Origin of the sequence: Nocardioides sp. (assembly GCF_041913365.1) — a bacterium.
Lineage (GTDB): Bacteria > Actinomycetota > Actinomycetes > Propionibacteriales > Nocardioidaceae > Nocardioides.
This window is the reverse complement of record NZ_JAYSFM010000002.1, coordinates 449,586-471,950: the sequence shown is the minus strand read 5'-3', so window position 1 is coordinate 471,950 and position 22,365 is coordinate 449,586. Positions and strand designations below refer to the sequence as shown.

The 22,365-nt window shown below is 73.2% G+C and carries 22 protein-coding genes and 1 pseudogene; 14 read left to right on the top strand and 9 right to left on the bottom strand.

The window, feature by feature from the left end; all coding sequences use genetic code 11:
* Nucleotides 1-837: pseudogene (locus ACE3QY_RS07200) on the bottom strand (biotin/lipoyl-containing protein); the annotation flags it as partial.
* Between the two features lie 41 nt (nt 838-878).
* Nucleotides 879-2,255: a dihydrolipoyl dehydrogenase gene (gene lpdA / locus ACE3QY_RS07195; RefSeq protein WP_374455325.1), complete on the bottom strand. Its 1,377-nt coding sequence runs from the start codon at nt 2,253-2,255 to the stop codon at nt 879-881.
* A 173-nt stretch (nt 2,256-2,428) separates the two neighbouring features.
* Here lpdA and ACE3QY_RS07190 point away from each other — a divergent pair, with 173 nt between their 5' ends.
* Both ACE3QY_RS07190 and ACE3QY_RS07185 read left to right on the top strand, forming a co-directional pair.
* Nucleotides 2,429-2,800 carry a hypothetical protein gene (locus ACE3QY_RS07190; protein ID WP_374455324.1) on the top strand — a complete coding sequence of 124 codons (372 nt, stop codon included), beginning with the start codon at nt 2,429-2,431 and terminating at the stop codon, nt 2,798-2,800.
* Entirely contained in the window at nt 2,797-3,453 is a 657-nt protein-coding gene (locus tag ACE3QY_RS07185) for a hypothetical protein (RefSeq protein ID WP_374455323.1), read from the top strand. Before ACE3QY_RS07190 ends, ACE3QY_RS07185 begins: the two co-directional genes overlap by 4 nt.
* Before the next feature lie 4 nt (nt 3,454-3,457).
* Here ACE3QY_RS07185 and ACE3QY_RS07180 read toward each other — a convergent pair whose 3' ends face one another.
* The gene (locus ACE3QY_RS07180; protein ID WP_374455322.1) at nt 3,458-4,963 is read right to left on the bottom strand and encodes a leucyl aminopeptidase; all 1,506 of its coding nucleotides are present in this window, start codon (nt 4,961-4,963) and stop codon (nt 3,458-3,460) included.
* 55 nt (nt 4,964-5,018) lie between these two features.
* Between ACE3QY_RS07180 and gcvT the strand changes: the two genes are divergently transcribed.
* Genes gcvT through ACE3QY_RS07165 form a run of 3 tightly spaced genes read left to right on the top strand, consistent with a single transcriptional unit; the run spans nt 5,019 to nt 7,253 of the window.
* Nucleotides 5,019-6,128 (top strand): glycine cleavage system aminomethyltransferase GcvT, encoded by a 1,110-nt coding sequence (gcvT, locus tag ACE3QY_RS07175; RefSeq protein WP_374455321.1) that lies wholly within the window; start codon nt 5,019-5,021, stop codon nt 6,126-6,128.
* Nucleotides 6,129-6,380 carry a hypothetical protein gene (locus tag ACE3QY_RS07170; RefSeq protein ID WP_374455320.1) on the top strand — a complete coding sequence of 84 codons (252 nt, stop codon included), beginning with the start codon at nt 6,129-6,131 and terminating at the stop codon, nt 6,378-6,380.
* Between the two features lie 6 nt (nt 6,381-6,386).
* A complete protein-coding gene (locus ACE3QY_RS07165; RefSeq protein ID WP_374455319.1) occupies nt 6,387-7,253 on the top strand; it encodes a hypothetical protein in 867 nt (288 codons plus the stop codon).
* Between the two features lie 16 nt (nt 7,254-7,269).
* Here the strand turns inward: ACE3QY_RS07165 and ACE3QY_RS07160 are convergent, their stop codons facing one another.
* On the bottom strand, nt 7,270-7,911 hold the full coding sequence (locus tag ACE3QY_RS07160; RefSeq protein WP_374455318.1) for a flagellar brake protein: 642 nt from the start codon (nt 7,909-7,911) through the stop codon (nt 7,270-7,272).
* Between the two features lie 157 nt (nt 7,912-8,068).
* On the opposite strand from ACE3QY_RS07160, the gene ACE3QY_RS07155 reads away from it, so the two are divergent.
* From ACE3QY_RS07155 to ACE3QY_RS07145, 3 genes are read left to right on the top strand one after another with little or no spacing between them, the layout of a single operon-like run.
* Entirely contained in the window at nt 8,069-8,833 is a 765-nt protein-coding gene (locus ACE3QY_RS07155) for a class I SAM-dependent methyltransferase (protein ID WP_374455317.1), read from the top strand.
* Between the two features lie 48 nt (nt 8,834-8,881).
* Nucleotides 8,882-9,880, top strand: coding sequence for a zinc-binding dehydrogenase (locus ACE3QY_RS07150; protein ID WP_374455316.1), 999 nt, complete (start codon nt 8,882-8,884; stop codon nt 9,878-9,880).
* Nucleotides 9,881-9,889: 9 nt separating this feature from the next.
* Nucleotides 9,890-10,699, top strand: coding sequence for a thymidylate synthase (locus tag ACE3QY_RS07145; RefSeq protein ID WP_374455315.1), 810 nt, complete (start codon nt 9,890-9,892; stop codon nt 10,697-10,699).
* Here ACE3QY_RS07145 and ACE3QY_RS07140 read toward each other — a convergent pair.
* Nucleotides 10,696-10,830, bottom strand: a complete 135-nt coding sequence (locus tag ACE3QY_RS07140) for a hypothetical protein (protein WP_374455314.1) — start codon at nt 10,828-10,830, stop codon at nt 10,696-10,698. The genes ACE3QY_RS07145 and ACE3QY_RS07140 overlap by 4 nt on opposite strands.
* Before the next feature lie 89 nt (nt 10,831-10,919).
* Between ACE3QY_RS07140 and ACE3QY_RS07135 the strand changes: the two genes are divergently transcribed.
* The 3 genes from ACE3QY_RS07135 (at nt 10,920) to ACE3QY_RS07125 (ending at nt 12,383) form a co-directional block, all read left to right on the top strand.
* Nucleotides 10,920-11,414: a dihydrofolate reductase gene (locus tag ACE3QY_RS07135; RefSeq protein WP_374455313.1), complete on the top strand. Its 495-nt coding sequence runs from the start codon at nt 10,920-10,922 to the stop codon at nt 11,412-11,414.
* Complete coding sequence (locus tag ACE3QY_RS07130; RefSeq protein WP_374455312.1) at nt 11,411-11,761, top strand: GntR family transcriptional regulator; 351 nt, start codon at nt 11,411-11,413, stop codon at nt 11,759-11,761. The genes ACE3QY_RS07135 and ACE3QY_RS07130 overlap by 4 nt, the downstream gene beginning before the upstream one ends.
* Before the next feature lie 223 nt (nt 11,762-11,984).
* Nucleotides 11,985-12,383: an NUDIX domain-containing protein gene (locus ACE3QY_RS07125; protein ID WP_374455311.1), complete on the top strand. Its 399-nt coding sequence runs from the start codon at nt 11,985-11,987 to the stop codon at nt 12,381-12,383.
* Nucleotides 12,384-12,390: 7 nt separating this feature from the next.
* Here ACE3QY_RS07125 and ACE3QY_RS07120 read toward each other — a convergent pair whose 3' ends face one another.
* Together ACE3QY_RS07120 and ACE3QY_RS07115 are read right to left on the bottom strand one after the other, a co-directional pair.
* Nucleotides 12,391-13,179 (bottom strand): nucleotidyltransferase domain-containing protein, encoded by a 789-nt coding sequence (locus tag ACE3QY_RS07120; protein ID WP_374455310.1) that lies wholly within the window; start codon nt 13,177-13,179, stop codon nt 12,391-12,393.
* Nucleotides 13,179-13,517: a TfoX/Sxy family protein gene (locus ACE3QY_RS07115; protein ID WP_374455309.1), complete on the bottom strand. Its 339-nt coding sequence runs from the start codon at nt 13,515-13,517 to the stop codon at nt 13,179-13,181. The genes ACE3QY_RS07120 and ACE3QY_RS07115 overlap by 1 nt, the downstream gene beginning before the upstream one ends.
* Nucleotides 13,518-13,579: 62 nt before the next feature.
* Here ACE3QY_RS07115 and dapA point away from each other — a divergent pair, with 62 nt between their 5' ends.
* From dapA to ACE3QY_RS07100, 3 genes are read left to right on the top strand one after another with little or no spacing between them, the layout of a single operon-like run.
* A complete protein-coding gene (gene dapA, locus ACE3QY_RS07110) occupies nt 13,580-14,470 on the top strand; it encodes a 4-hydroxy-tetrahydrodipicolinate synthase (protein ID WP_374455308.1) in 891 nt (296 codons plus the stop codon).
* A 33-nt stretch (nt 14,471-14,503) separates the two neighbouring features.
* Nucleotides 14,504-16,189 carry a ribonuclease J gene (locus ACE3QY_RS07105; RefSeq protein ID WP_374455307.1) on the top strand — a complete coding sequence of 562 codons (1,686 nt, stop codon included), beginning with the start codon at nt 14,504-14,506 and terminating at the stop codon, nt 16,187-16,189.
* Nucleotides 16,190-16,234: 45 nt separating this feature from the next.
* The gene (locus tag ACE3QY_RS07100) at nt 16,235-18,016 is read left to right on the top strand and encodes a sensor histidine kinase (protein ID WP_374455306.1); all 1,782 of its coding nucleotides are present in this window, start codon (nt 16,235-16,237) and stop codon (nt 18,014-18,016) included.
* On the opposite strand, the gene cydD is transcribed toward ACE3QY_RS07100, so the two are convergent.
* Nucleotides 17,976-21,311 carry a thiol reductant ABC exporter subunit CydD gene (gene cydD / locus ACE3QY_RS07095; RefSeq protein ID WP_374455305.1) on the bottom strand — a complete coding sequence of 1,112 codons (3,336 nt, stop codon included), beginning with the start codon at nt 21,309-21,311 and terminating at the stop codon, nt 17,976-17,978. The two genes, ACE3QY_RS07100 and cydD, sit on opposite strands and share 41 nt — an antisense overlap.
* Nucleotides 21,308-22,327 (bottom strand): cytochrome d ubiquinol oxidase subunit II, encoded by a 1,020-nt coding sequence (cydB, locus tag ACE3QY_RS07090; protein WP_374455304.1) that lies wholly within the window; start codon nt 22,325-22,327, stop codon nt 21,308-21,310. The genes cydD and cydB overlap by 4 nt, the downstream gene beginning before the upstream one ends.
* Between the last annotated feature and the right edge of the window lie 38 nt (nt 22,328-22,365).

Genomic DNA, 22,365 nt, shown 5'->3' with positions numbered 1-22,365 from the left:
CTCGGGCTCCGGCTCGGGCTCCGGCTCGGGCTCCGGCTCGGGCTCCGGCTCGGGCTCCGGCTCGGGCGCCTTCTCCTCGGCCTTCTCCTCGGCGGGAGCCTCCTGCTGCGCGGGCGCGGCGTCGCCGGACCCGATGATCGCCAGCTCGGCGCCGACCTCGACGGTCTCGTCCTCGGCGGCCTTGATCTCGAGCAGGGTGCCGGCGACCGGCGAGGGGATCTCGGTGTCGACCTTGTCGGTGGAGACCTCGAGCAGCGGCTCGTCGACGGCGACCTCGTCGCCGACCTGCTTGAGCCAGCGGGTGACGGTGCCCTCGGTGACGGACTCACCGAGCGCCGGAAGGGTGACGGGGGTGCCGCCACCGCCGCCGCCACCGCCGGAGGAGTCGCCGGACGAGCCGCTGGAGGCCTGCTCGGCCGCGGGCTCGGACTGAGCGGGGGCGTCGTCCTTCTCGGACTCGGGGGTGGAGTCGCCGGCCGGCAGGTCGCCGGTCTCCTCGGCGTGCTGCTCCTCCTGCTCGGCCTTCTTCTCCGACTCCTGCTCGTCGGCGGGCTGCGCCTCGGGCTCGGCGGAGCCGGACGCGTCACCGGCGGACTCGCCCTCCTCGCCGACGACGGCCAGGACGGCGCCGACCTCGACGGTGTCGTCCTCGTTGGCCTTGATCTCCAGCAGGGTGCCGGCGACCGGCGAGGGGATCTCGGTGTCGACCTTGTCGGTGGAGACCTCCAGCAGCGGCTCGTCGACGGCAACCGTGTCACCGACCTGCTTGAGCCAGCGGGTGACGGTGCCCTCGGTGACGGACTCGCCGAGTGCGGGGAGGGTGACTTCGGAGGCCATGTGGTTCCTTCGCTCGCGTATGGGTGGAGTAGGGGTGGATCTCAGGAGTGTGCGTGGAGCGGCTTGCCGGCCAGGGCCAGGTGGGCCTCGCCGAGCGCCTCGTTCTGGGTGGGGTGCGCGTGCACCAGGGGAGCGACGTCGTCGGCGTGCGCCTCCCAGTTGTAGATCAGCTGGGCCTCGCCGATGAGCTCACCGACCCGGTCGCCCACCATGTGGACGCCGAGGACCGGTCCGTCGACCAGGCCGACGAGCTTCACGAAGCCCTGGGTCTGGAGGATCTGGCTCTTGCCGTTGCCGCCGAGGTCGTACGTCACCGTGGTGACCGCGTCGCCGTGCAGCTCGCGGGCCTTCGCCTCGTCGAGGCCGACGGAGGCGATCTCCGGGTGGGAGTACGTCACCCGCGGGATGCCGGCGTCGTCGACCGGGCGCGGGTCGAGCCCGGCGATGTCCTCGGCGACGAAGATGCCCTGCTGGAAGCCGCGGTGGGCGAGCTGGAGGCCCGGGACGATGTCGCCGACGGCGTACACGCCCTCGACGTTGGTGCGGCAGCGCTCGTCGGCGAGCACGAAGCCGCGGTCCATCTCGATGCCCTGCTCGGCGTAGCCGAGGCCGTCGGTGGACGGGCCGCGGCCGACCGCGACGAGCAGCACCTCGGCCTCGATCACGTCACCGCCCTCGACGGTCACCGCGACACCGGTGTCGGTGGTCTTGACGCTCTGGAAGGGCGTGCCGGTGAGGAAGGAGATCTTGCGCTTGCGGAAGGCGCGCTCGAGCGCCTTGGAGGAGGCCTCGTCCTCGGCGGCCACCAGCCGCGGGAGGGCCTCGACGATGGTGACCTCGGCGCCGAAGGACTTCCAGACGCTCGCGAACTCGCAGCCGATGACGCCGCCTCCCAGCACGATGGCCGAGGCGGGCACGCGGTCCAGGCGCAGGGCGTGCTCGGAGGTGATGACCTTCTCGCCGTCGACCTCGAGGCCGGGCAGCGACTTGCTGTAGGAGCCGGAGGCCAGCACGACGGCCTTGCCGGTGTAGGCGGTGCCGTCGACGGTGACCTCGCGGGGGCCGGTCAGTGTGCCCGTGCCCTGGATCACGGTGATGCCGCGGGACTTGATCAGGCCGGTGAGGCCCTTGAAGAGCCGGTCGACGACCTTGTCCTTGTAGGCGTTGACGCCGGCCATGTCGATGCCGTCGAGGGTGGCGCTCACGCCGAACTGCGCGGCCTCGCGCGCGGAGTCGGCGACCTCGGCGGCGTGGAGCAGGGCCTTGGTCGGGATGCAGCCGACGTGGAGGCAGGTGCCGCCCAGGTTGCCCTTCTCGACCAGTCCGACGCTCAGCCCCAGCTGGGCCGCTCGCAGGGCACAGGCGTAGCCGCCCGAACCAGCCCCGAGGACGAGTACGTCGAACTCACCGTCCGCCACAGATATCCCTCCACACACGTCGCTCGTTCAGCTGATCCATCGGCGTCGCCCATCTTTGCACTCTTCGTGCGCCTGTCCACACCGGGTCTTCCCGAGGTCCTCCCGAGGTCATCCGGAGGCCGATCGGCACGACATGCCGCCGTTGTGCGGCCCGTCCCGGCAGAATGGTCCCCATGGGCATGTTCGACCGATTCCGGCGCAAGGGGCGCACCCGTCGTCCGGCGCGCGATGCTGCGCGCACCGGCTCCACGAGGGTCCGGGCCTCGGACGGCGAGGACGTGCGCCACCTCGAGAACTTCGTGCGCACCCGTCAGGGCGTGGAGGGGTTCGTTGAGCCCCGCACCGCGGTCAACGACGTGACGCTGCTGCTGGTGGCGCACGACGGTGAGTGGACCCGGCGCCGGGTGCCGAGCGTCAAGTGGGCGCACGACTTCGCCAACAAGAACCGGGTGCCGTCCTACGACGCCGCCGTGGTCGGGGTCCCCCAGCGGATGCGCGACTACAACGCCCGCCAGAAGGCGGCGCGCAAGGCCCGCGGCCTGTGACACCGCGCCTGGGCGCGGTCGTGGCCGTCGCGGCCTTCGTCCTGTCCGGGTGCGGTGGGCAGGAGCCGGAGCCGACCCGCGCGAGCGACCCCGCGGCCGAGGTCGAGCTCATCGACGGCTTGAACGGCGGCACCTCCGACGACGAGCCGGCTGACGGGCAGGCATCGCCCGACGACGAGCCCTGGCCCGACGACCCCGGCGCGACGGACGAGTGGCCGGGGCGGGTCAGCGCGCGCATGCGCGGACCGCTCAACGAGGAGTTCCTCGAGTCCTACACACGCGTCGTGGGGGCCGGGTCGGAGCCCGACACCGACCTCGGCGGCGTCGCGTTGATGCTCACCTACTACGGCCGGACGCCGATCATCTACACCGACTACGGCGCCTTCCGCATCGACCTCTCCCAGGAGCTGCTGCCGGCGGCGCCGCCGGTCGACGACTCGTACACGACGATCGGGGAGTTCAGCGTGACGGGCCGGATCGGGTTCGTCGACCACCGCTACGACATGGTGTGGATGCCGGGGAGCACCGACGCGTCCGGGCCCCACCGCCTGCGGGTCAGCGGCCGCGTCGAGGGTGAGCTCCAGAAGCTGCTCGTGCAGGCGTGGCCCGAGGAGCCGTCGCCTCCCGAGCAGCTCAAGCCCGCCCGCGGCTGAACCGTCAGGCCTCGGCCAGCGCCCGGGCCAGCTCGACGATCGTGGTGACGCCGAAGCCGGTGGCGCCGGAGGGGACGTGGCCGTAGGGGCCGCCGGTGTTCATCTCCTTGCCGGCGATGTCGAGGTGCGCCCACGGCAGGCCGCCGGTGAACTCGCGCAGGAACGCCGAGGCGTACAGGCCGCCGCCCCAGCGCACCCAGTCGTGCTGGAGCAGGTCGGCGACCTTGGAGCTGGTGATGCGCTCCTTCATCTCCTCGGGGATCGGCATCGCCCAGTGCTGCTCGCCGGCCACGACGCCGGCAGCGAGCACGGCGGGGACCTGGTCGTCGGTGCCCATCACCGCGCCGACCTTGTCGCCGAGGGCGAGCTGCATGTGGCCGGTCAGGGTGGCGATGTCGACGACGACGTCGGGCTCCTCGTCGACCGCCATGGAGAGGGCGTCGCCGAGCAGCATGCGGCCCTCGGCGTCGGTGTTGGCGATCTCGACCGTCGTGCCGTTGTGCATGGTGATCACGTCACCGGGACGGGTGGACGTGCCGGAGACCATGTTCTCGGCCATCGGGGCGAACGCGGTGACCTTCACGCGCAGCCCGAGCCGGGCGATGGCCAGGGTGGCGGCCACGACGCTGGCCGCACCGGCCATGTCGCCCTTCATGTTCATCATGCTCGACGACGGCTTGATGGTGAGGCCGCCGGAGTCGAAGGTGACGCCCTTGCCGACGAGAGCGAGGTGGGCGACCGCGTCCTTGGGCGCCCAGGTGAGCTTTGCCAGCCGGGCGGGGGCGGCGGACGAGTTGCCGACGCAGAGGATGCCGCCGCAGCCCATCTCGGCGAGCTGCTCGTGGTCGAAGACCTCGAGCTCGATCTTCGGCGCGCCCCGGCCCTTGGTGGCCGCCTTGTGCGCGGCGGTGACCAGCTCGGCCAGCAGCGGGGGAGTGCAGTCGGCGGGGGGCGTGTTCACCCAGTCACGACACAGCGTCACCGCGTCGGCCAGGACCTCGGCGCTCTCGAGGGCGGCGGTCGCCTCGGCGCGACGGGCGATGGAAGTGAGCACGACGACGTCGTTCGGCGCGTCGGTCTCGGGCTTCTGGGACTTGTACGCCGTGAACGTGTAGCCACCGAGGCGGTGGCCCTCCACGACGGCGGAGACCAGCTCGGGGGTGTCGGCCGGCAGGGCGAGGGCGACCGACGCGGCGTTGGACACGCTGCGAGCCGCGACGCCCGCGGCACGGCGTACGGCGATGGGGTCGGTCGGGTCGTCACCGAGCCCCACGAACACCAGCAGGGGTGCGTTCACCTCGTCGCGCGTGGGCGCCTTGACGGCCTCGCCGGGCTTGCCGGTCACGCCCATCGTCGACAGGAAGGGACGCAGCCGGCGACCGTAGGCCTTGGCGACGTCGTCGGCCGCGTCGCAGAGGCGGGGGCCCTTGTCGCCGGCGACCACTCCCACCACGACGGCGTCGGCACGGGTCTTGGCGGGGCTGGCGGCACGGAGTGCGTACGTGGTCACCCGCCGCATGTTAGGCGAGGCGTTCCGGCGGGACCGCTGCGGTAGGTTTCGCCGCATGGCAGGAACGCTCAAGCAGTCGCCGCTCCACGACCGTCACGAGGCGCTGGGCGCGAAGTTCGCCGAGTTCGGCGGCTGGTCGATGCCGCTGGAGTACGCCACCGGCGTGGTCAAGGAGCACACGGCCGTGCGCGAGTCGGTCGGCATCTTCGACGTGAGCCACCTCGGCAAGGCGATGGTGTCGGGTCCGGGCGCCGCCGACTTCGTCAACGCGACGCTCTCCAACGACCTCGCGAAGATCCAGCCGGGCAAGGCGCAGTACACCCTGTGCCTCGACGAGTCCGGCGGCATCGTGGACGACCTGATCGCCTATTGGCACGACGACGAGCACGTCCTGCTCATCCCCAATGCCGCCAACACCGCCGAGGTGGTGCGCCGGCTCCAGGCGGAGGCGCCGGAGGGGGTCAAGGTCGTCGACCACCACGACGACTACGCCGTGCTCGCCGTGCAGGGCACCCGCTCCGACGAGGTGCTCGAGAAGGTCGGGCTGCCGACGGGGCACGAGTACATGTCGTTCGTCGAGGCCGAGCTGCACGACACCGGCGTGGGCGTCGTCGTGTGCCGCACCGGCTACACCGGGGAGCGCGGCTACGAGCTGGTCGTCGTCAACGACGCGGCCGGCCAGCTGTGGGACTCCCTCATGGCGGCCGGCGAGGAGTACGGCATCGCCGCCTGCGGCCTGGGCGCGCGCGACACGCTGCGCACCGAGATGGGCTACCCGCTGCACGGCCAGGACATCAGCCTCGACACCAACCCGGTCGAGGCCGGCCTGTCGTGGGCCGTCGGCTGGAAGAAGGAGGCCTTCTGGGGCCGCGACGCGGTCGTGAAGGTGAAGGAGGAGGGGCCGAAGCGCCGCCTGCGCGGGCTGATCGCCGTCGGGCGCGGCATCCCGCGGCCGGGGATGGGCGTCACGCTCACCCAGGACGTCCCGCTCGCCGACATCACCTCCGGCACCTTCTCGCCGACGTTGAAGAAGGGCATCGGCCTCGCACTGATCCCGGTGATGGTCGCCGAGGACGCCGAGGTCGGGGTCGACGTCCGTGGGCGCCGCGAGATCTTCCAGCTGGTGAAGCCGCCGTTCGTCGACCCGTCGGTGAAGGAGTTCTGAGTGCTGCCCGGACAGCCCCCGACCTTCCGCCCGCCGTCGGCCTCAGAGCGGCCGTGGTGGTGGCGCCTCGAGGACGCCTCCGGCGAGGCGGTCGAGGTGGCCGGACACTCCGACCAGCGCTTCAGCACCCAGGGCGACGCCGAGTCCTGGGTCGGTGAGACCTGGGCCGAGCTGGCCGAGCACGGCGTCACCGCGGTGACGCTGTTCGAGCACGACCGCCAGGTCTACGGCCCCATGTCGCTCAGCGCCTGACCCGTCATGCGGAGGGCGGACGACTCCGACTTCTCGCACTACCTCGCCGCGCGCTGGCCCGACCTCGTCGGTGCCCTGGAGGACGAGGGGGTCCCGCCCGACGACGCCCGGCTCGCGGTCGCCGAGACGCTGCTGGTGAGCCGCGCCTCGTGGTCGCGCAAGGTCCGGGAGGAGGACGTCGACGTCACCCTCTGGGCCGAGCTGCGCCACCGGACCGGCCTGCCCCCACGACCCGGCGCGCCCGCGCCCCACGGCGTACGCCGCTCGGACCCCGCCGACGCGCCCGACCCGTGGCTGGCGCGGGCGGAGGAGGCGCGCACGACCCGCCGGCGCCGCGGCGCCCGGCTCGGCGTGGTCTGGCTGGCCGGGGCCGCGGTCCTCGCTGCCGGCTGGGCCTGGTGGGCGGGTCGACCGGCGCCCCGCGAGGTCCGGGAGGAGGCCAACCCGCTGCCGGTGGTCTGGTACGCCCAGGGCCACCTGCACCTCGAGGACGTCGTCGTCGAGCTGCCGGGCGTCACCGAGTTCGTGGCCTGGGGGTCGGGTGCGGCAGCGGTCCTGCGCTCCGGGGACCTGGTGGGCATCGACGCCGACGGGGATGTGCACGGGATCGACCGGGCGCCGGAGTCGCTGTCCGACGCCCCGGACCCGCCGCCGTACCTCCCGCTCGGGCAGTACGACGTCCTGGTCCAGAGTGCGCCTGTGCCCGGCGGCGGCTGGGCCCACCTCCTCGACTCCTCGCGCCGCGAGGGCGTGCAGGACACGGTGCGTCAGTCGGAGTCCGGCCGCCGCGCGATCGTGGTCTGCACCGCGGACTTCGTCTGCGGCGAGCCGCGGACGATCGTTGAGGCCGACGGCTCCATCCGGCTGCGCTGACCCGGCCGGGGGTGCCTCAGGCGAGCCCGCGGGCCCGCTGCAGGCGCAGCTCCTCGAACACCTCGCCCCGGATGAGGTCCTCGGTCCTGCTCGGCAGGTCGATGAACCGGAAGCTCAGGTCGGGCCGGCCGTCCTCGCGGTGGAAGTGGCGGATCACCTCGGCGGCACAGGCGACCTCCCCGCGGGAGAGCTCCAGCTGGACGTCCACGACCGTCCCGGCCCTGGGAGGCGCCACGACGTCGTGGCCCAGCACCACCCTCATGCCACCTTCGCTCACGTCGAGGGTGGTGCCGGCCAGCTCCACGTCCTCGACGCTCACCTGGACGGTGCGGCCCATCCGTGCGCGCACGGCCCGCCGGCGCTGGCCCGTCGTCGCCGGGCCGACCGCGCGGACCTGCCACAGGGGGTTCTCGCCGCGGACGATCGCCATGATCTCGACGGGGACCGAACGCACCTCGTCGCGGCCGCGCCACACCATCTCGAACCGCTCGCCCACCGGCATGGGCACCCGCGTGCCCTCACGCGTCCGCGCCACGGCGAGCACGATCTCCTCGTCGGTCGTCGCCTCGACGAAGCTGACCAGGGGCGTCCCCCGGTCGGCCACGAACACGTCGACGACGTCCTTGACCTCGGGCACGTCGACCCCCGGCACACCCACTCGAGGCCCCCCTCACAACGCTCGGACGCACCACTTGCGTCGGAAACGGGGGCCACCGTATGCCGAGCAGGTGCTCCGGGGTGGGCAAACGGCGACACAGCCTCCTGGCGCCGCGTCACCACCGTCCGGGCCGGACGACCACGTAAGGTCCCGCCTCGTGGCTGAGGCGCTGTGGACCGGGGTGGCAGAGGCGTACGCACGGAGCTTCGCGGGGCTGTGCGCGGGAGCGGTCCCGGCGCTGGTGAGCCGGTCGCCGGCCCGCGGACGGGTGCTCGACGTCGGCTGCGGCACCGGTGAGCTCGTCGCGGCGTTGCCCGGCAGCCTCGACGTCGTCCCGGTCGAGCCCGATCCGGAGATGGCCGAGCTCGCGGCGGCGGCCCTCGGGTCCGACGTGGTCGTGGCGGGGCTTCCCGACCTCCCCTTCGCCGACGACGGCTTCGACGCGGTCGTCGCGAGCTTCGTGCTCAACCACGTCGACGACCCGCGCGCGGGCGCTCGCGAGCTGGCCCGCGTGGGTGCGCCCGGTGGCGTGGTCCTCGCCACGATCTGGGGCAGCAGCCCGCCCCCGCAGGCCGTGATGTGGGGCGGCCTCCTCGACAGGGCCGGGGCCGTGCGGACTCCGTCGCCGCGGTTGCCCGAGGACCGCGACTTCGACCGATCCCCGCGCGGGCTGGCGGGGATCCTGACCGAGGCCGGGCTCGCCGTCACCCATGCCGCCACGGAGGCCTGGCAGTGGCGCGTCCGCGCGGACGACCTGTGGGTGGGCCTCACCTCGGTTGGCAACTTCGGCGTCGCGTGGCGGGCCCAGACCGTCGAGGTCCAGCGGCGGTTGCGGACGGCGTACGACGCGGTGGCGAGCGCCGGGCACTTCACCTTCGACGTCGAGTGCGTGCTGGCCGAGGCGCGGGTGCCGCGCAGCTGATCAGCAGCACTTGATCTCACGTCCACTTGAGCTCCTAGCGTCGTCGCCATGACGACGATGACCGCGATCGTGCAGCGCGAGTACGGCGGCCCGGAGGTGCTCGTGCCCGAGAGCCGCCTGCTCCCCGAGCCCGCCTCCCACCAGGTCCGGGTGGCCGTGGAAGCAGCGGGGGTGCACCTCCTCGACACGGTCCTGCGCGAGGGAGAGTCGGGGCCGTTCGGCCGCGCCGACCTGCCGATGACACCCGGTCGCGAGGTCGCCGGCGTGGTGGACGCCGTGGGCGACGACGAGGACGTCGCCTGGCTCGGCCGGCGCGTCGTCGCGCACCTCGGCCAGCTCAGCGGCGGGTACGCCACGCACGCGCTCGCGCCGGTCTCCGCGCTCATCCCGCTGGCCGACCACGTCGCCTCCGCCGAGGCGGTCGCCATGGTCGGCACCGGGCGGACCGCGCTCGGCATCCTCGACGAGGCCGGGATCGGCGCCGACGACACCGTGCTGGTCACCAGCGCCGCCGGTGGCCTCGGCGTGCTGCTCGTGCAGGCGGCCCTCGGGGCCGGAGCGACGGTCGTCGGGGTGGCGGGCGGACCGGAGAAGGCGGCACTGGTCGGGGAGCTCGGTGCCCACGCAGTCGACTACCTCGAGCCCGGATGGCCGGCGAAGGTCGCCGCCCTGCTGGGCTTCGACCGGCCGGTCACGGTCGCCCTCGACGGCGTCGGGGGAGAGGTCGGCCGGGCGGCGTTCGACCTGGTCTCGCCCGGTGGTCGGCTGGTGATGTTCGGCTACACCGCGGGCTCTGTGATCGAGCTGACCGTACAGGACGTGTTCGATCGCGGGGTCGCCGTGACCGCGGCGATCGGCGCCCGGATGTTCGCCCGGTCGGGCGGGATCCAGTCGCTCGCGGAGGAGGCCGTCCGACGGCTGGAGGCGGGGGAGTGGCGGCCGGTGACGACCCGTTTCGACCTGGCCGACGCCGCCGCTGCCCACCGCGCGCTCGCGGCGCGAGACACCACGGGGAAGGTCGTCCTGATCGTCGGTCGTGCGTCGTAGAGTCGTCCCGTGCGCGCCTACCTCGACCTCCTGCAGCGGATCCTCGACGAGGGCGTCGAGAAGACCGACCGGACCGGCACCGGCACGCTGAGCGTGTTCGGGCACCAGATGCGCTTCGACCTGTCCGAGGGCTTCCCGCTGGTCACGACCAAGAAGGTGCACACGCGCTCGGTCTTCGGCGAGCTGCTGTGGTTCCTGCGCGGCGACACCAACGTGAAGTGGCTCCAGGGCCGTGGCATCACGATCTGGGACGAGTGGGCCGACGACGACGGCGACCTCGGCCCGGTCTACGGCTACCAGTGGCGCTCGTGGCCCACGCCCGACGGCCGCCACGTCGACCAGGTGGCCCGGCTCGTCGAGGGGATCCGCACCAACCCCGACTCGCGGCGCCACATCGTCTCGGCGTGGAACGTCGCCGACGTCGATGCCATGGCGCTGCCGCCCTGCCACACGCTCTTCCAGTTCTACGTCGCACCCTCGGAGACCGGTCCGGGACGGCTGAGCTGCCAGCTCTACCAGCGCTCGGCCGACACCTTCCTCGGCGTGCCGTTCAACATCGCGTCGTACGCCCTGCTGACGCACATGGTCGCCCAGGTGACCGGGCTCGAGGTGGGCGACTTCGTCCACACGATCGGCGACGCGCACCTCTACCTCAACCACGTCGAGCAGGCCCGGCTGCAGCTCTCCCGCGAGCCGCGGCCGCTGCCGCGGCTGGTGCTCAACCCCGACATCACCGAGATCGACGGCTTCGACCTCGAGGACGTCGCCGTCGAGGGCTACGACCCGCACCCGGTGATCAAGGCGCCGATCGCGGTCTAGCCGCGGCCGAGCGCCTGGCTCACCGACTTCGCGACGTCGGCGACCAGGCGCAGGTGCCACCGCTCGTGGGCGGCGAGGTCGGCCACCAGGGCGTGGCAGTCGGGGCAGGTGCTGCTGTCTGAGGTGCTCATCGGAGCCTCCGTGGATCAGGTGGTCCTCCCACGGTCGCACGGCTCGGACGCACCGAACAGGGGGCGGGCGCGATCAGTAGGCTCGGTCCGTGACCCGCCCCGACCAGCGGGTGGTGCTCGTCGCCGCCCACGCCCGCAACCGCGTCATCGGCAACGGCCCCGACATCCCCTGGCGGATCCCGGGCGAGCAGGCGCAGTTCAAGGAGCTGACCTGGGGGCACACGCTCCTGATGGGGCGGACCACCTTCGAGTCGATCGGCCGGCCGCTCCCCGGGCGGACCACGATCGTGCTCACCCGCCACGCCGGCTGGTCGCACGACGGAGTGCTGGTCGCGCACACCGTCGCCGAGGCCCTCGACCTGGCCGGGCAGCAGGAGGGGGACCTGATGGTCGCCGGCGGCGGCGAGGTGTACGCCGCGCTGCTGCCCCACGCGACGCACCAGGTGCTCACCGAGGTGCACCTCGACCCGCCGGGGGACGTCCGCTACCCGCAGTTCCCGGCCGCGGACTGGGTGGAGACCGCACGGGAGTCCTTCGAGGGCTACGACCGGGTGTGGCTGGAGCGGGCGGAGCCGGCGGCGTGAACCTGTCCGTCGACCCGTCCTCCGGCGTGCCGCCGTTCGAGCAGGTGCGCGACGGCATCCGCGCGCAGGTCGACGACGGCACCCTCGCGCCGGGCTTCCGGCTGCCCCCGGTCCGCACCCTCGCCACCTCGCTCGGACTCGCCGCCAACACGGTCGCTCGGTCCTACAAGGAGCTCGAGGCCCTCGGTGTCGTCGAGACCCGCGGTCGGTCGGGCACGTTCGTCGCGGGGAGCGGGGTGGAGCGGTCGCTGCGCGAGGCGGCATCGTCGTACGCCGCCGCGGTGCGGACGCTCGGGGTCACCGACGGCGTCGCGCTCGACGCCGTACGCCGCGCGCTCGGGCAATAGCGCAGATCGGGCGCAGGTCACGGGAATGAATCGCCCAGCCGCCCAGTTGTGACGGTCAGCTGATTCCGCATCATGCCCCCGGGCCTCACCACCTGCCGCTACGAGCGGCCTTTCGCCGAGAGGCGGCTGACGGGTCAGCGAGCAGCATCACGCAGCCACCCGCCGGGTAAGCCCCGGTCAGGGTGGCTGCGTGCTGTCCGGGGTGACGTGGCAGTCTCGGGCCATGCAGCCGGCTGCCGAGAACCACATCGTCGTGGCCGCGGTCGCGCTCGTGCGGGACGGCCACGTGCTGACGGTGCGCAAGCAGGGGACCGAGCGGTTCATGCTCGTGGGCGGCAAGCTCGAGCCGGGGGAGTCGGCGCGCGATGCCGCGCTCCGCGAGACGCGCGAGGAGGTGGGCATCGAGGTGGCGGAGGCGACGCTGCTCGGCGAGTTCCACTCCGAGGCCGCCAACGAGCCCGGGCACACGCTCCACTCGACGGTCTTCTGGATCGAGTCGGACGCCGAGCCGGTCGCCGCGGGGGAGATCGCCGAGGTGCGGTGGACGCCGCTCGAGGACCACCCCGACGACCTCGCGCCGATGCTGGAGCACCACGTGCTCCCGGCCATCCGGGGTCGCTGAGCCACCCTCAGGCGAAGAGGTCGAGCTCGCTGCCCCAGCCGTCGACCATGTCCGTGGTGCGCGTGTGGCCGCGCTCCCGGTCGTGCGCCGCGCACGCCGCGCGGACCACGGGGAAGACCTCGCGGATCGCGCGGACGTCACCGGCGAGCGTCCGCTCGAAGAGGTCGAGCAGCTCGTCGGCGGGCCAGCCGTCGAGCGGGTGGGTGCGCAGCTCCCAGGGGAGGTACTTGTTGTAGGGGCGCACGCGCCCGGCGAGCGCGAACACCACGTCGAGCAGCCACGGCACGGACTCCGCCGCGTCGAGCCGGGTCTCGAGCGACCGGCCGTCGCGGTGGTTCTTCAGGGCGCGGTAGGCGAAGTTGACCCACCCGTCGAGCCGGTCGTGGTCGATCAGGACCTCGTCGGCCTCCTCGGGCGTCAGCGTGGCCTGGCGACGGACGGCCGCAACCAGCTCGCCGCCGGTGCGGTCGAGCAGCACCGGCGCCCACGCGTACGACCAGCGGAACCACCAGCCCTCGGTCCCGAAGGGCGGCACCGTGACCATCTCGGTCCACGAGTCGACCGCCTCGTCGATCTCGGGGGAGTGCGTCGAGGACCGTGTCGCCGCCGCCTCGTCGGTGAGGACGACGATGACGTCGAGGTCGGAGTGCTCCGTCGCGTAGCCGCGCGCGGCCGAGCCGCTCAGCACCAGGCCGAGCAGGTCGTCACCGTGGGCCGCGTCGTTGCGCTCGGCCAGTGCCACCAACCGCGCCCGCTGGTCGTGGTCGAGGCCGGCGGGCAGGTCGAGGTCGGGCACTACTTCTCCTTGGGTGGCAGGGTCCTCGCGTAGGCCACACCGCGGTCGACCCACAGCTGCAGCTGGTCGTCGTCGGCGAGCGCCTCGGGCGCGACGAGGAGCCACCCTGACATGGCGCGCCCGCGCATCTCCATCGGATTGACGGCCTCGCCGTCGACCCAGGCCTCGCCGTCGGCCGGGTCCGTGCGCACCATGAGCGAGCCCTGGCTGGCCGCGGCGACCGCCATGTGGCCGTCGACCAGGTAGCCGAGACCGCCGAACATCTTCTTCGAGGTGACCCCCTCCTCGCCGTCGAGCAGGTCGTGGATGCGCTGCGCCAGCACCTCGTCGTACGCCATGGGCAGCAGTATGCGGCTCGGCGCCGACAACGGCCGGGAGGAGGAGCGATAACCTTCGGGTCATGAGCTCCACTGCCCCGTTCGGCCGCCTGCTCACCGCGATGGCCACCGCGTTCCACGAGGACGGCAGCGTCGACCTCGACGGCACGGCGAGGATCGCCGCCCACCTCGTCGACCACGGCAACGACGGCGTCGTCGTCAGCGGCACCACCGGGGAGAGCCCGACCACCTCGGTCGCCGAGGACGGCGAGATCCTGCGCGCGGTCCACGACGCCGTCGGCGACCGGGCGACCGTGATCGCCGGCGTCGGCACCAACGCGACCGCCCACTCCGTCGAGCTGGCCCAGCAGGCCGCGAAGATCGGCGTCGACGGCGTGCTGCTGGTCAGCCCCTACTACAACAAGCCCGGCCAGGTCGGCCTGCGCCACCACTTCACCTCCGTCGTCGAGGCGACCGACCTGCCGGTGATGCTCTACGACGTCCCCGGGCGCACGGCCACCCTCATCGAGCTGCCGACCTACGAGACGATGCGCGGCTACGACCACGTCGTCGCCGTCAAGGAGGCCAGCGGCCTTCTGCCACGCGCCGCGCAGCTCGTCGACCTGGGCTACGCGGTCTACTCCGGCGACGACGTCGCCACGCTGGGCTACCTCGCCTACGGCGGCGTGGGCCTGGTGTCCGTCGTCGCCCACGCGGCCGGCAACCAGCTCGCGTCGATGATCGACGCCTGGGTGCGCGGTGACCACGCCGAGGCGCTGCGCATCCACACGGCGCTGCTCCCGGCCTTCGACGCCGTGATGGGCGTCCCCAACTACGGAGCGACCACCGCGAAGGCAGCCCTCGAGCTGCTCGGGGTGATCGACAACCGCCGCGTCCGCGGACCCCTCGTCGCACTGGACGACGACGAGGTCGCGGCGCTGCGCACCGGGCTGGCCGCCGCCGGCCTGGTCTGAACGACGTACACCGACACCGAACCGAGGAATTCCTTGAGTCATCCCCATCCCGACCTGAGCGCGCCCGCCCCCCTCCCCGAAGGTGGCCTCCGGGTCATCCCGCTCGGCGGACTGGGCGAGGTGGGCCGCAACATGACCGTCTTCGAGTACGACGGCAGGCTGCTGCTCGTCGACTGCGGCGTGCTGTTCCCCGAGGACCACCACCCGGGCGTGGACCTGATCCTGCCCGACTTCGACCCGATCCGTGACCGCCTCGACGCGATCGAGGCCCTCGTGCTCACGCACGGCCACGAGGACCATATCGGCGCCACGCCGTACCTCCTTCGTGAGCGCGGCGACATCCCGCTGGTGGGCTCCAAGCTCACCCTCGCCCTGCTCGGCTCCAAGCTGCGCGAGCACCGCCTCAAGGAGACGGCCCAGTACGAGGTCGCCGAGGGCCAGACGATCACCTTCGGCCCGTTCGTGCTGGAGTTCGTCGCGGTCAACCACTCGATCCCCGATGCGCTCGCGGTCGTGATCCGCACTGGCGCGGGCGTCGTGCTGCACACCGGCGACTTCAAGATGGACCAGCTCCCGCTCGACGGCCGGATCACCGACCTCAACGAGTTCGCCCGGCTCGGCGACGAGGGCGTCGACCTCTTCCTCACCGACTCGACCAACGCTGAGGTGCCCGGCTTCACCACGCCGGAGAAGGACATCGGCCCGGTGCTCGAGCGCGTCTTCGCCAAGAGCAGCCAGCGGATCATCGTGGCGTGCTTCGCCTCGCACGTGCACCGCGTGCAGCAGGTGCTCGACGCCGCAGTCGCCCACGGCCGCAAGGTCGGCTACGTCGGCCGGTCGATGGTGCGCAACATGGCGATCGCCCAGGAGCTCGGCTACCTCACCTTGCCGCCGGGCGTGATGGTCGACGCCAAGGAGCTGGCCGACCTGCCCCCGGAGAAGCAGGTGCTCATCTCCACCGGCTCGCAGGGCGAGCCCATGTCGGCGCTGAGCCGCATCGCGCAGCGCAGCCACAGCTTCGTCCACCTCGAGGAGGGCGACACCGTCGTCCTCGCCAGCTCGCTGATCCCGGGCAACGAGAACGCCGTCTACCGCGTGATCAACGGCCTGGCCCGCCTCGGCGCCAACGTCGTGCACAAGGGCAACGCACTCGTGCACGTGTCGGGCCACGCCAGCGCCGGCGAGCTGCTCTACTGCTACAACATCGTCAAGCCGCGCAACGTGATGCCGGTCCACGGCGAGATCCGCCACATGCGGGCCAACGCCGACCTCGCCCGCGCCACCGGCGTGCAGAACGTCGTGCTCGCCGAGGACGGCGTCGTCGTCGACCTCGTGGACGGGGTGGCCAAGGTGGTCGGCAAGGTCGACGTCGGCTACGTCTTCGTCGACGGCACCACCATCGGCGACATCTCCGAGGCGTCCATGAAGGACCGCCGGATCCTCGGCGAGGAGGGCTTCCTCTCGGTGATCGTGGTCGTGGACTCGGTGACCGGCAAGGTCGTGTCCGGACCGGAGATCCACGCCCGCGGCTTCGCCGAGGACGAGACCACCTTCGACGAGATCAAGCAGCCGATCATCGACGCGATCGACGCGGCGGTGGCCGACGGTGCCAACGACGCCTACCAGCTCCAGCAGACCGTCCGTCGTGTCGTCGGTCGCTGGGTCAACCGGGCACATCGGCGCCGCCCGATGATCATTCCTGTGGTGATCGAGGCCTGAGGTCCTAGACTCCCGGAAGATCTTCATCTGGGTGGGGAGGTGCGGATGCCGAGCCAGGGGGCACTGAGGCGCCTCGCGGAGCTGATGCGCCGCGTCAACTCCTCCACCGACACCGAGGTGATCCTGGAGGAGATCGCCCACGGGGTCGTCGACGTGCTCGGCTACGGCGTCGCCGCGATCGCCCGTCTCGAGGGCGACACGCTGGTGATGACCAACGTGGCCGGCCCTCCCGAGGTCGTCGCGCAGATCCTCAACCGCCGCACCCCGGCCGAGCAGATCCTCGACGAGTTCCGGCAGGCCGACCGCTGGGGGATCCTGCGGTTCGTCCCGGCGGGGCGCATGTCGGAGGAGCGGCTGCGCGCCGCGTGGATCCCCGAGCTCGAGTCGGACGACGACGACCCGGACGCGTGGCACCCCGAGCACGCCCTCTACGCCCCGCTCTACTCCGCCAGCGGCGAGCTGCTGGGCAACATGGCCGTCGACCTGCCGGCCGACAACCGCGTGCCGAGCATCGACGACCGCGAGCTGCTGGAGATGTTCGCCGTGCAGGCCGGCGTGGCGCTCTCCAACGCGCGCGAGCGCGAGCGGCTCACCGACCGGGTCCGCCTGGACCGGATGCTCACCACGGTCGCGGGCTCCGGCACGCAGCACGGTCTCGCGCAAGCCCTCGGCACCGCGGTGACGGCGGTCGCCGAGTGCCTCGGCACCGCGCAGGTGTGGGCCCGGACCTTCCCGATCGACGCCCAGGGTCGCGAGCTCGGCGCCGCCACCCCGCGGCCGTTCTCGCCCGAGGTCGACGTCGTCGAGCTCCGCGACGACCTGCGGTCCCTCGACAGCCTCCCCGTCCTCCTCGAGCTCGGCGTCGACGACGGCGACTCCGAGCACCTCCCGCTGAGCCGCGAGCAGCTCCAGGAGCGGATGCGGGCCATCCACGCCGACCGGATGGTCGTCTGCCCGCTGGTGTCGCAGGACGAGCTGGTGGGCTACGCCGTGCTGGGCTTCGCCCGCCACTCGCGCGCGATGACGGCCGGCGAGGCCGATGCGGTGCTCGAGGTCGGCCGGCTCCTCGGCCAGATCGTCCGCGCCTCCCGCGTCCTGGAGACCGAGCAGCGGCTGGTGCAGGAGCTGCGCGAGCTGGCCCGCTACCGCAGCGAGCTGATCGCCACGATCTCCCACGAGCTGAAGACGCCGCTGACCGCGATCCTGGGCCACGCCGAGCTGATCGCCGACCGCCACCCCGACCTGAGCTCGATCGACGCGATCATCCGCAACGCCCAGCGCCTGGGCCTGCTGGTCTCGAACCTGCTGCACTACTCCCGGATCCAGGGCCGGCGCGAGACCGTACGCCGCGCGGTGGACCTCGCCGAGCTGTGCGAGGCCAGCGTCGACCTCCTCAGCATCCGCGCCAAGCAGGCCAACGTCAGCCTCGCCTTCACCACCCGCGAGCTCGGCCCGATCGTCGTCTTCGGCGATCCCGAGGAGCTGGCCCGGGTGATCGACAACATGGTCGACAACGCCGTGAAGTACACCCCCGAGGACGGCTCGGTCACGGTGGCGATGGCGGTGACCGAGGACCAGGTGAGCGTCGAGGTCACCGACACCGGCATCGGCATCTCCCCGGCCGACCAGGCCCACGTGTTCTCGGCGTTCCACCGCTCCACGAACCCCAACGCGCTGTCGATCCCGGGCACCGGCCTGGGCCTGCCGATCGCCCAGCGCATCGCGGAGTCGCACGGCGGCACCCTGGAGCTCACCTCCGAGCTGGGGGTGGGCAGCACCTTCCGCTTCACCCTGCCGCTGAGGACCTCACGAGACCCGGTCGACTGACCGACGCCGGGGCGTCCGGCTCCAGCCGCACCACGCGGTCCATCGACCCCAGCCCGACGGTGCCGTGGGTGATCCACACGATCGAGCGACCGGCGCGCGCCGCGGAGCCGAGCATCTCGTCGGCCACCTGGCGGGCGGTGGCCCCGTCGAGGTGGGCCGTCGGCTCGTCGAGGACCAGCACCTGCGGGTCGGCGAGCAGGGCGCGGGCCAGTTCCAGCCGTGCCCGCTCGCCACCCGAGACCTCGCGCGACCCGGTGCCGACGTGGGTGTGAAGCCCGTCGGGCAGCGCGTCCACCCAGGCGCCGAGGCAGGCGCGGTCGAGGGCCGACCGCACCTCGGTGTCGTCGGCCCCCGGCCGGGCGAGGCGGACGTTCTCCGCGACGGTGGAGGCGAAGACATGCGGGTCGTCGTCGACGAGCCCGACCACACCACGCACGTCGTGCAGCGCGAGGTCGCGCAGGTCGGTGCCGTCGAGGCGTACGTCGCCGGCGACGGGGTCGAGGAAGCGCACCAGCGTCGCGGCGACGGTCGACTTGCCCGTCCCCGAGGCGCCGGTGATGCCGAGGTGCTCGCCCGGGCGGACCGTGAGGTCGTCGAGCACGAGGACCGGCTGCTCGGTCCAGCCCAGCGAGCCGCGCAGGGCGAGGCCGTGGCCGGCAGGCAGCGGCCGCGGGTCGACCGGGTCGCTCACGGCGGGCGCGGTGGCGACGAGCCGGTCCAGGCGCGCCCGGGCCGCGCGCGAGCGGACCGACAGCGCGCCGGCGTCCGCGAGCCCGGTGGTCACGTCGGCCAGCGCGAGCGGCACCAGCAGCAGCAGGGCGAGCACGGCGGGGGACACCGAGCCGTCGGGGACGAGCGCCGCGACGGCGACGACGCCCAGCCCGGCGGCCGCGCTGGTGAGCGCGTTGCCGGCAGCGACGGCGCGCGCGGAGCGGCGTACGGCACCGGCGAGGGCGGTGGACTCGTCGCGGACGCCGGCGAGGGCGCGCTCCGTCGCGGCCCACTGCTCGAGCTCGCGCAGGCCGTGGGCGACCTCCTCGACCCGTGTGCCGAGCGCGGCCCGCCGGGCCACGACGCGCTCCTCCGCGCGGGCCGCCCCGGCGCGGCCCAGGAGGAACGCGACCGCCCCGGAGGCCACGACCGCGAGCACCACCAGGCCGGCGACGGGTTGCACGAGCGCGGTGAGCAGGGCGGCACCCCCGCCGACCAGCACGGCCGTGACGACGGGCTGGCGGACGCGGAGCCGCTCGTCGAGCAGCGCGTCGACGTCGTCGACGACCCGGGTGAGCAGGTCGCCGCGACGGGGTCCCAGGCGGCCGGGCACGAGCGGGACCAGGTCGGCGAAGACCCGGGCCCGCCGCTCTGTCAGCTCGCGCAGCACGACGTCGTGGCTGAGGATCCGCTCGGCGTGCCGCAGCACGGGGCGCGCAAGACCGAAGAGGCGGACCCCGACGATCGCGACCATGAGGTGGAGCACGGGCGGGTGCTCGCTGGCCCGGGTGATCAGCCAGCCCGCGGTCGCGGTGAGCGCGACCCCGGAGGCGGTCGACAGCGCGCCGAGGACGGTGGCGGTGCGCAAGCCCCAGCGCGGACGGGTCTCGTCGGCCTCGACGGCGACGGGTGCCGGCGCAGGGTGGCGGCGGACGACACCCGCGGGCGCCGATCCGGTGTGGTGCGCCGCCACCGTCGCGCCCTCGACGACCGGCGCGAGCCGGACCACGCGGTCGGCCGCGGCGAGCACGGCGTCGCGGTGCGCGACCACGACGACCAGGCTGGTGCGCGCGAGCCGGGTGACGGTGTCGAGGAGGACCTGCTCGGTCTCCTCGTCGAGGTGGGCGCTCGGCTCGTCGAGCAGCACCACCGGCCGGTCGGCGAGCACGACGCGCGCAAGTGCGACCCGGGCCCGCTGGCCCGCGGAGAGCCCCGCGCCGTCCTCGCCGAGGGGCGTGTCGAGGCCGTCGGGCAGCGCCCGGACCACGTCGTCGAGCCCGACGCCGCGCAGCGCCTCCCACACCTCGTCGTCGCCGGCGCCGGGGCGGCCGAGCCGGACGTTGGCGGCGACCGTGTCGGCCAGCAGCCACGGGCGCTGCGGCGCCCAAGCCACCTGGTCGCGCCACCACGCCGGGTCGACCGACGGCAGGGGAGTGCCACCGACGAGCACGTCCCCGCCGAGGGTGGGCAGCTCGCCGCGGAGGGTGGCGAGGAGGGTGGACTTGCCGCACCCCGAGGGGCCGGCGACGGCGACGAGGCCGTGGCCGGGGAGGTCGAGGTCCAGGGGCGCCGTGAGCGGGGCGGCGTACCCCACCTCGAGTCCGTGCAGCACCAGCCGCGACGCGTCGGGGCGGACGGTGCCGGGGTGGCCGGCGGACGCGCGGGCGAGAAGGGCGTCGGCCTCGGCCAGCGCAGCGGTGCCCTCGGCAGCGGCGTGGAACTCCGCACCGACGCGACGCAGCGGCCAGTACGCCTCGGGCGCGAGGAGCAGCACGGTGAGCGCGACGCGGAAGTCCACCGACCCCGAGGCGAGCCGCAGGCCGACGGTGACCGCCACGAGCGCCACGGAGAGGGTGGCCACGAGCTCGAGGACCGAGGACGAGGCGAAGGCGACCTTGAGCGTCTCCACGGTCGCGCGGCGGTGGCGGTGGGTGACGGACCGGATGGTCCCGACCTGCGCCTCGGCGCGGCGGTGCGCGACCAGGGTGGGCAGGCCGCGGACCACGTCGAGGAAGTGGCCGGACAAGGCCTCGAGGGCGCGCCACTGGTGGCGGGCGCGGTCGCGCGTGGTCAGCCCGACGAGGACGGCGAAGACAGGGACGAGCGGGAGGGTGAGCGCCACGACCAGCCCGGACAGCGGGTCGAGCCAGGCGATCGCGGCGAGGGTGACGACGGGGAGCACGGCCGCGGGGACGAGGGCGGGGAGGTAGCGGGTGACGTAGGGCTCCACCCCCGCCACCCCGCGGGTCGCAAGGACCGACAGCCGGGCCGGGACGACGTCGTCGACACGTCGGGCGGCGTCGAGGAGGCGCTGGCGCAGCGCTCCCGAGACGTCACCGGCGGCGCGCACCGCGGCACGCTGACCGACGTACGCCGCGGCGGTGCGCAGCAGCACCAGACCGGCGAGCCACCACGCCGCCGATGACCAGTCGCCGGAGCCGACCGCCGCGACGACGAGCGCGCCGAGTGCGAACGCCTGCGCCACCGTGGCCAGGCCGCCGACGACACCGGCCGCGACGACCGCCGCCAGCGGGCGGCCGGCGGGCCGCAGGTGGGTGAGGACTGCCGGGTCGAGCGGCTTCACCTCGTCGCGTCCGCGAGCTCGGGCGTGGGGATGTGGTGGACCGAGATCCGCTTGCGGAAGATCCAGTAGGTCCAGGCCTGGTAGCCCAGCACGATCGGCGTGAAGACCACCGCGACCCACGTCATCACCTTGAGGGTGTACGCCGTCGCCGCCGCGTTGGTCGTGGTGAGGGAGTACGCCGGGTCGGTCGTCGAGGGCATCACGTCGGGGAAGAGCGCCAGGAACAGGCCGATCACGGCCAGCGCGATCGTGACGAACGTGCCGACGAACGCCCAGCCCTCGCGGCGCGCCCGGGCGGCGAGCAGGCCGCCGACCAGCGCGAGGGCGGCCACGGTGAAGACGACGGCGGTGAGCGCCGTACCCGTCTCGGCCTGGGTCCAGCCGAGGAACACGACCGCGAGCACGGCCGCGACGGCACCGATCCGCACGGCGAGGTCGCGGGCGCGGTGGCGGATGTCGCCGTCGGTCTTGAGCGCCACGAACATCGCGCCGTGCGCGGCGAAGAGGGTCAGCGTGACCAACCCGCCGAGCAGCCCGAAGGGGTTGAGGAGGGTGAAGAGGTTGCCGGTGAACTCCTTGTCGGCGTCGATCGGCACGCCGGCGACGATGTTGGCGAACGCGACGCCCCAGAGCAGCGCGGGGACGACCGAGCCGACGATCAGTGCCAGGTCCCAGCGGCCCTTCCAGGTCGCGTCGTCGCGCTTGTGGCGGTACTCGAAGGAGAGCCCGCGCACGATGAGGGCGACCAGGATCAGCAGCAGCGGCAGGTAGAAGCCGCTGAAGAGGGTGGCGTACCACTCCGGGAACGCCGCGAAGGTCGCGCCACCGGCGACGAGCACCCAGACCTCGTTGCCGTCCCAGACGGGGCCGACGGTGTTGATCATGACGCGGCGCTCGGTGTCGTCCTTCGCCAGGACCGGCAGCAGCATGCCGACGCCGAAGTCGAATCCCTCGAGGCAGAAGTAGCCGACCCACAGCACGGCGATGAGGGCGAACCAGACGGTCGTGAGTTCCATGGTGTCTCTTTCAGGTCAGGTCGGTCGAGTGGGGTCGG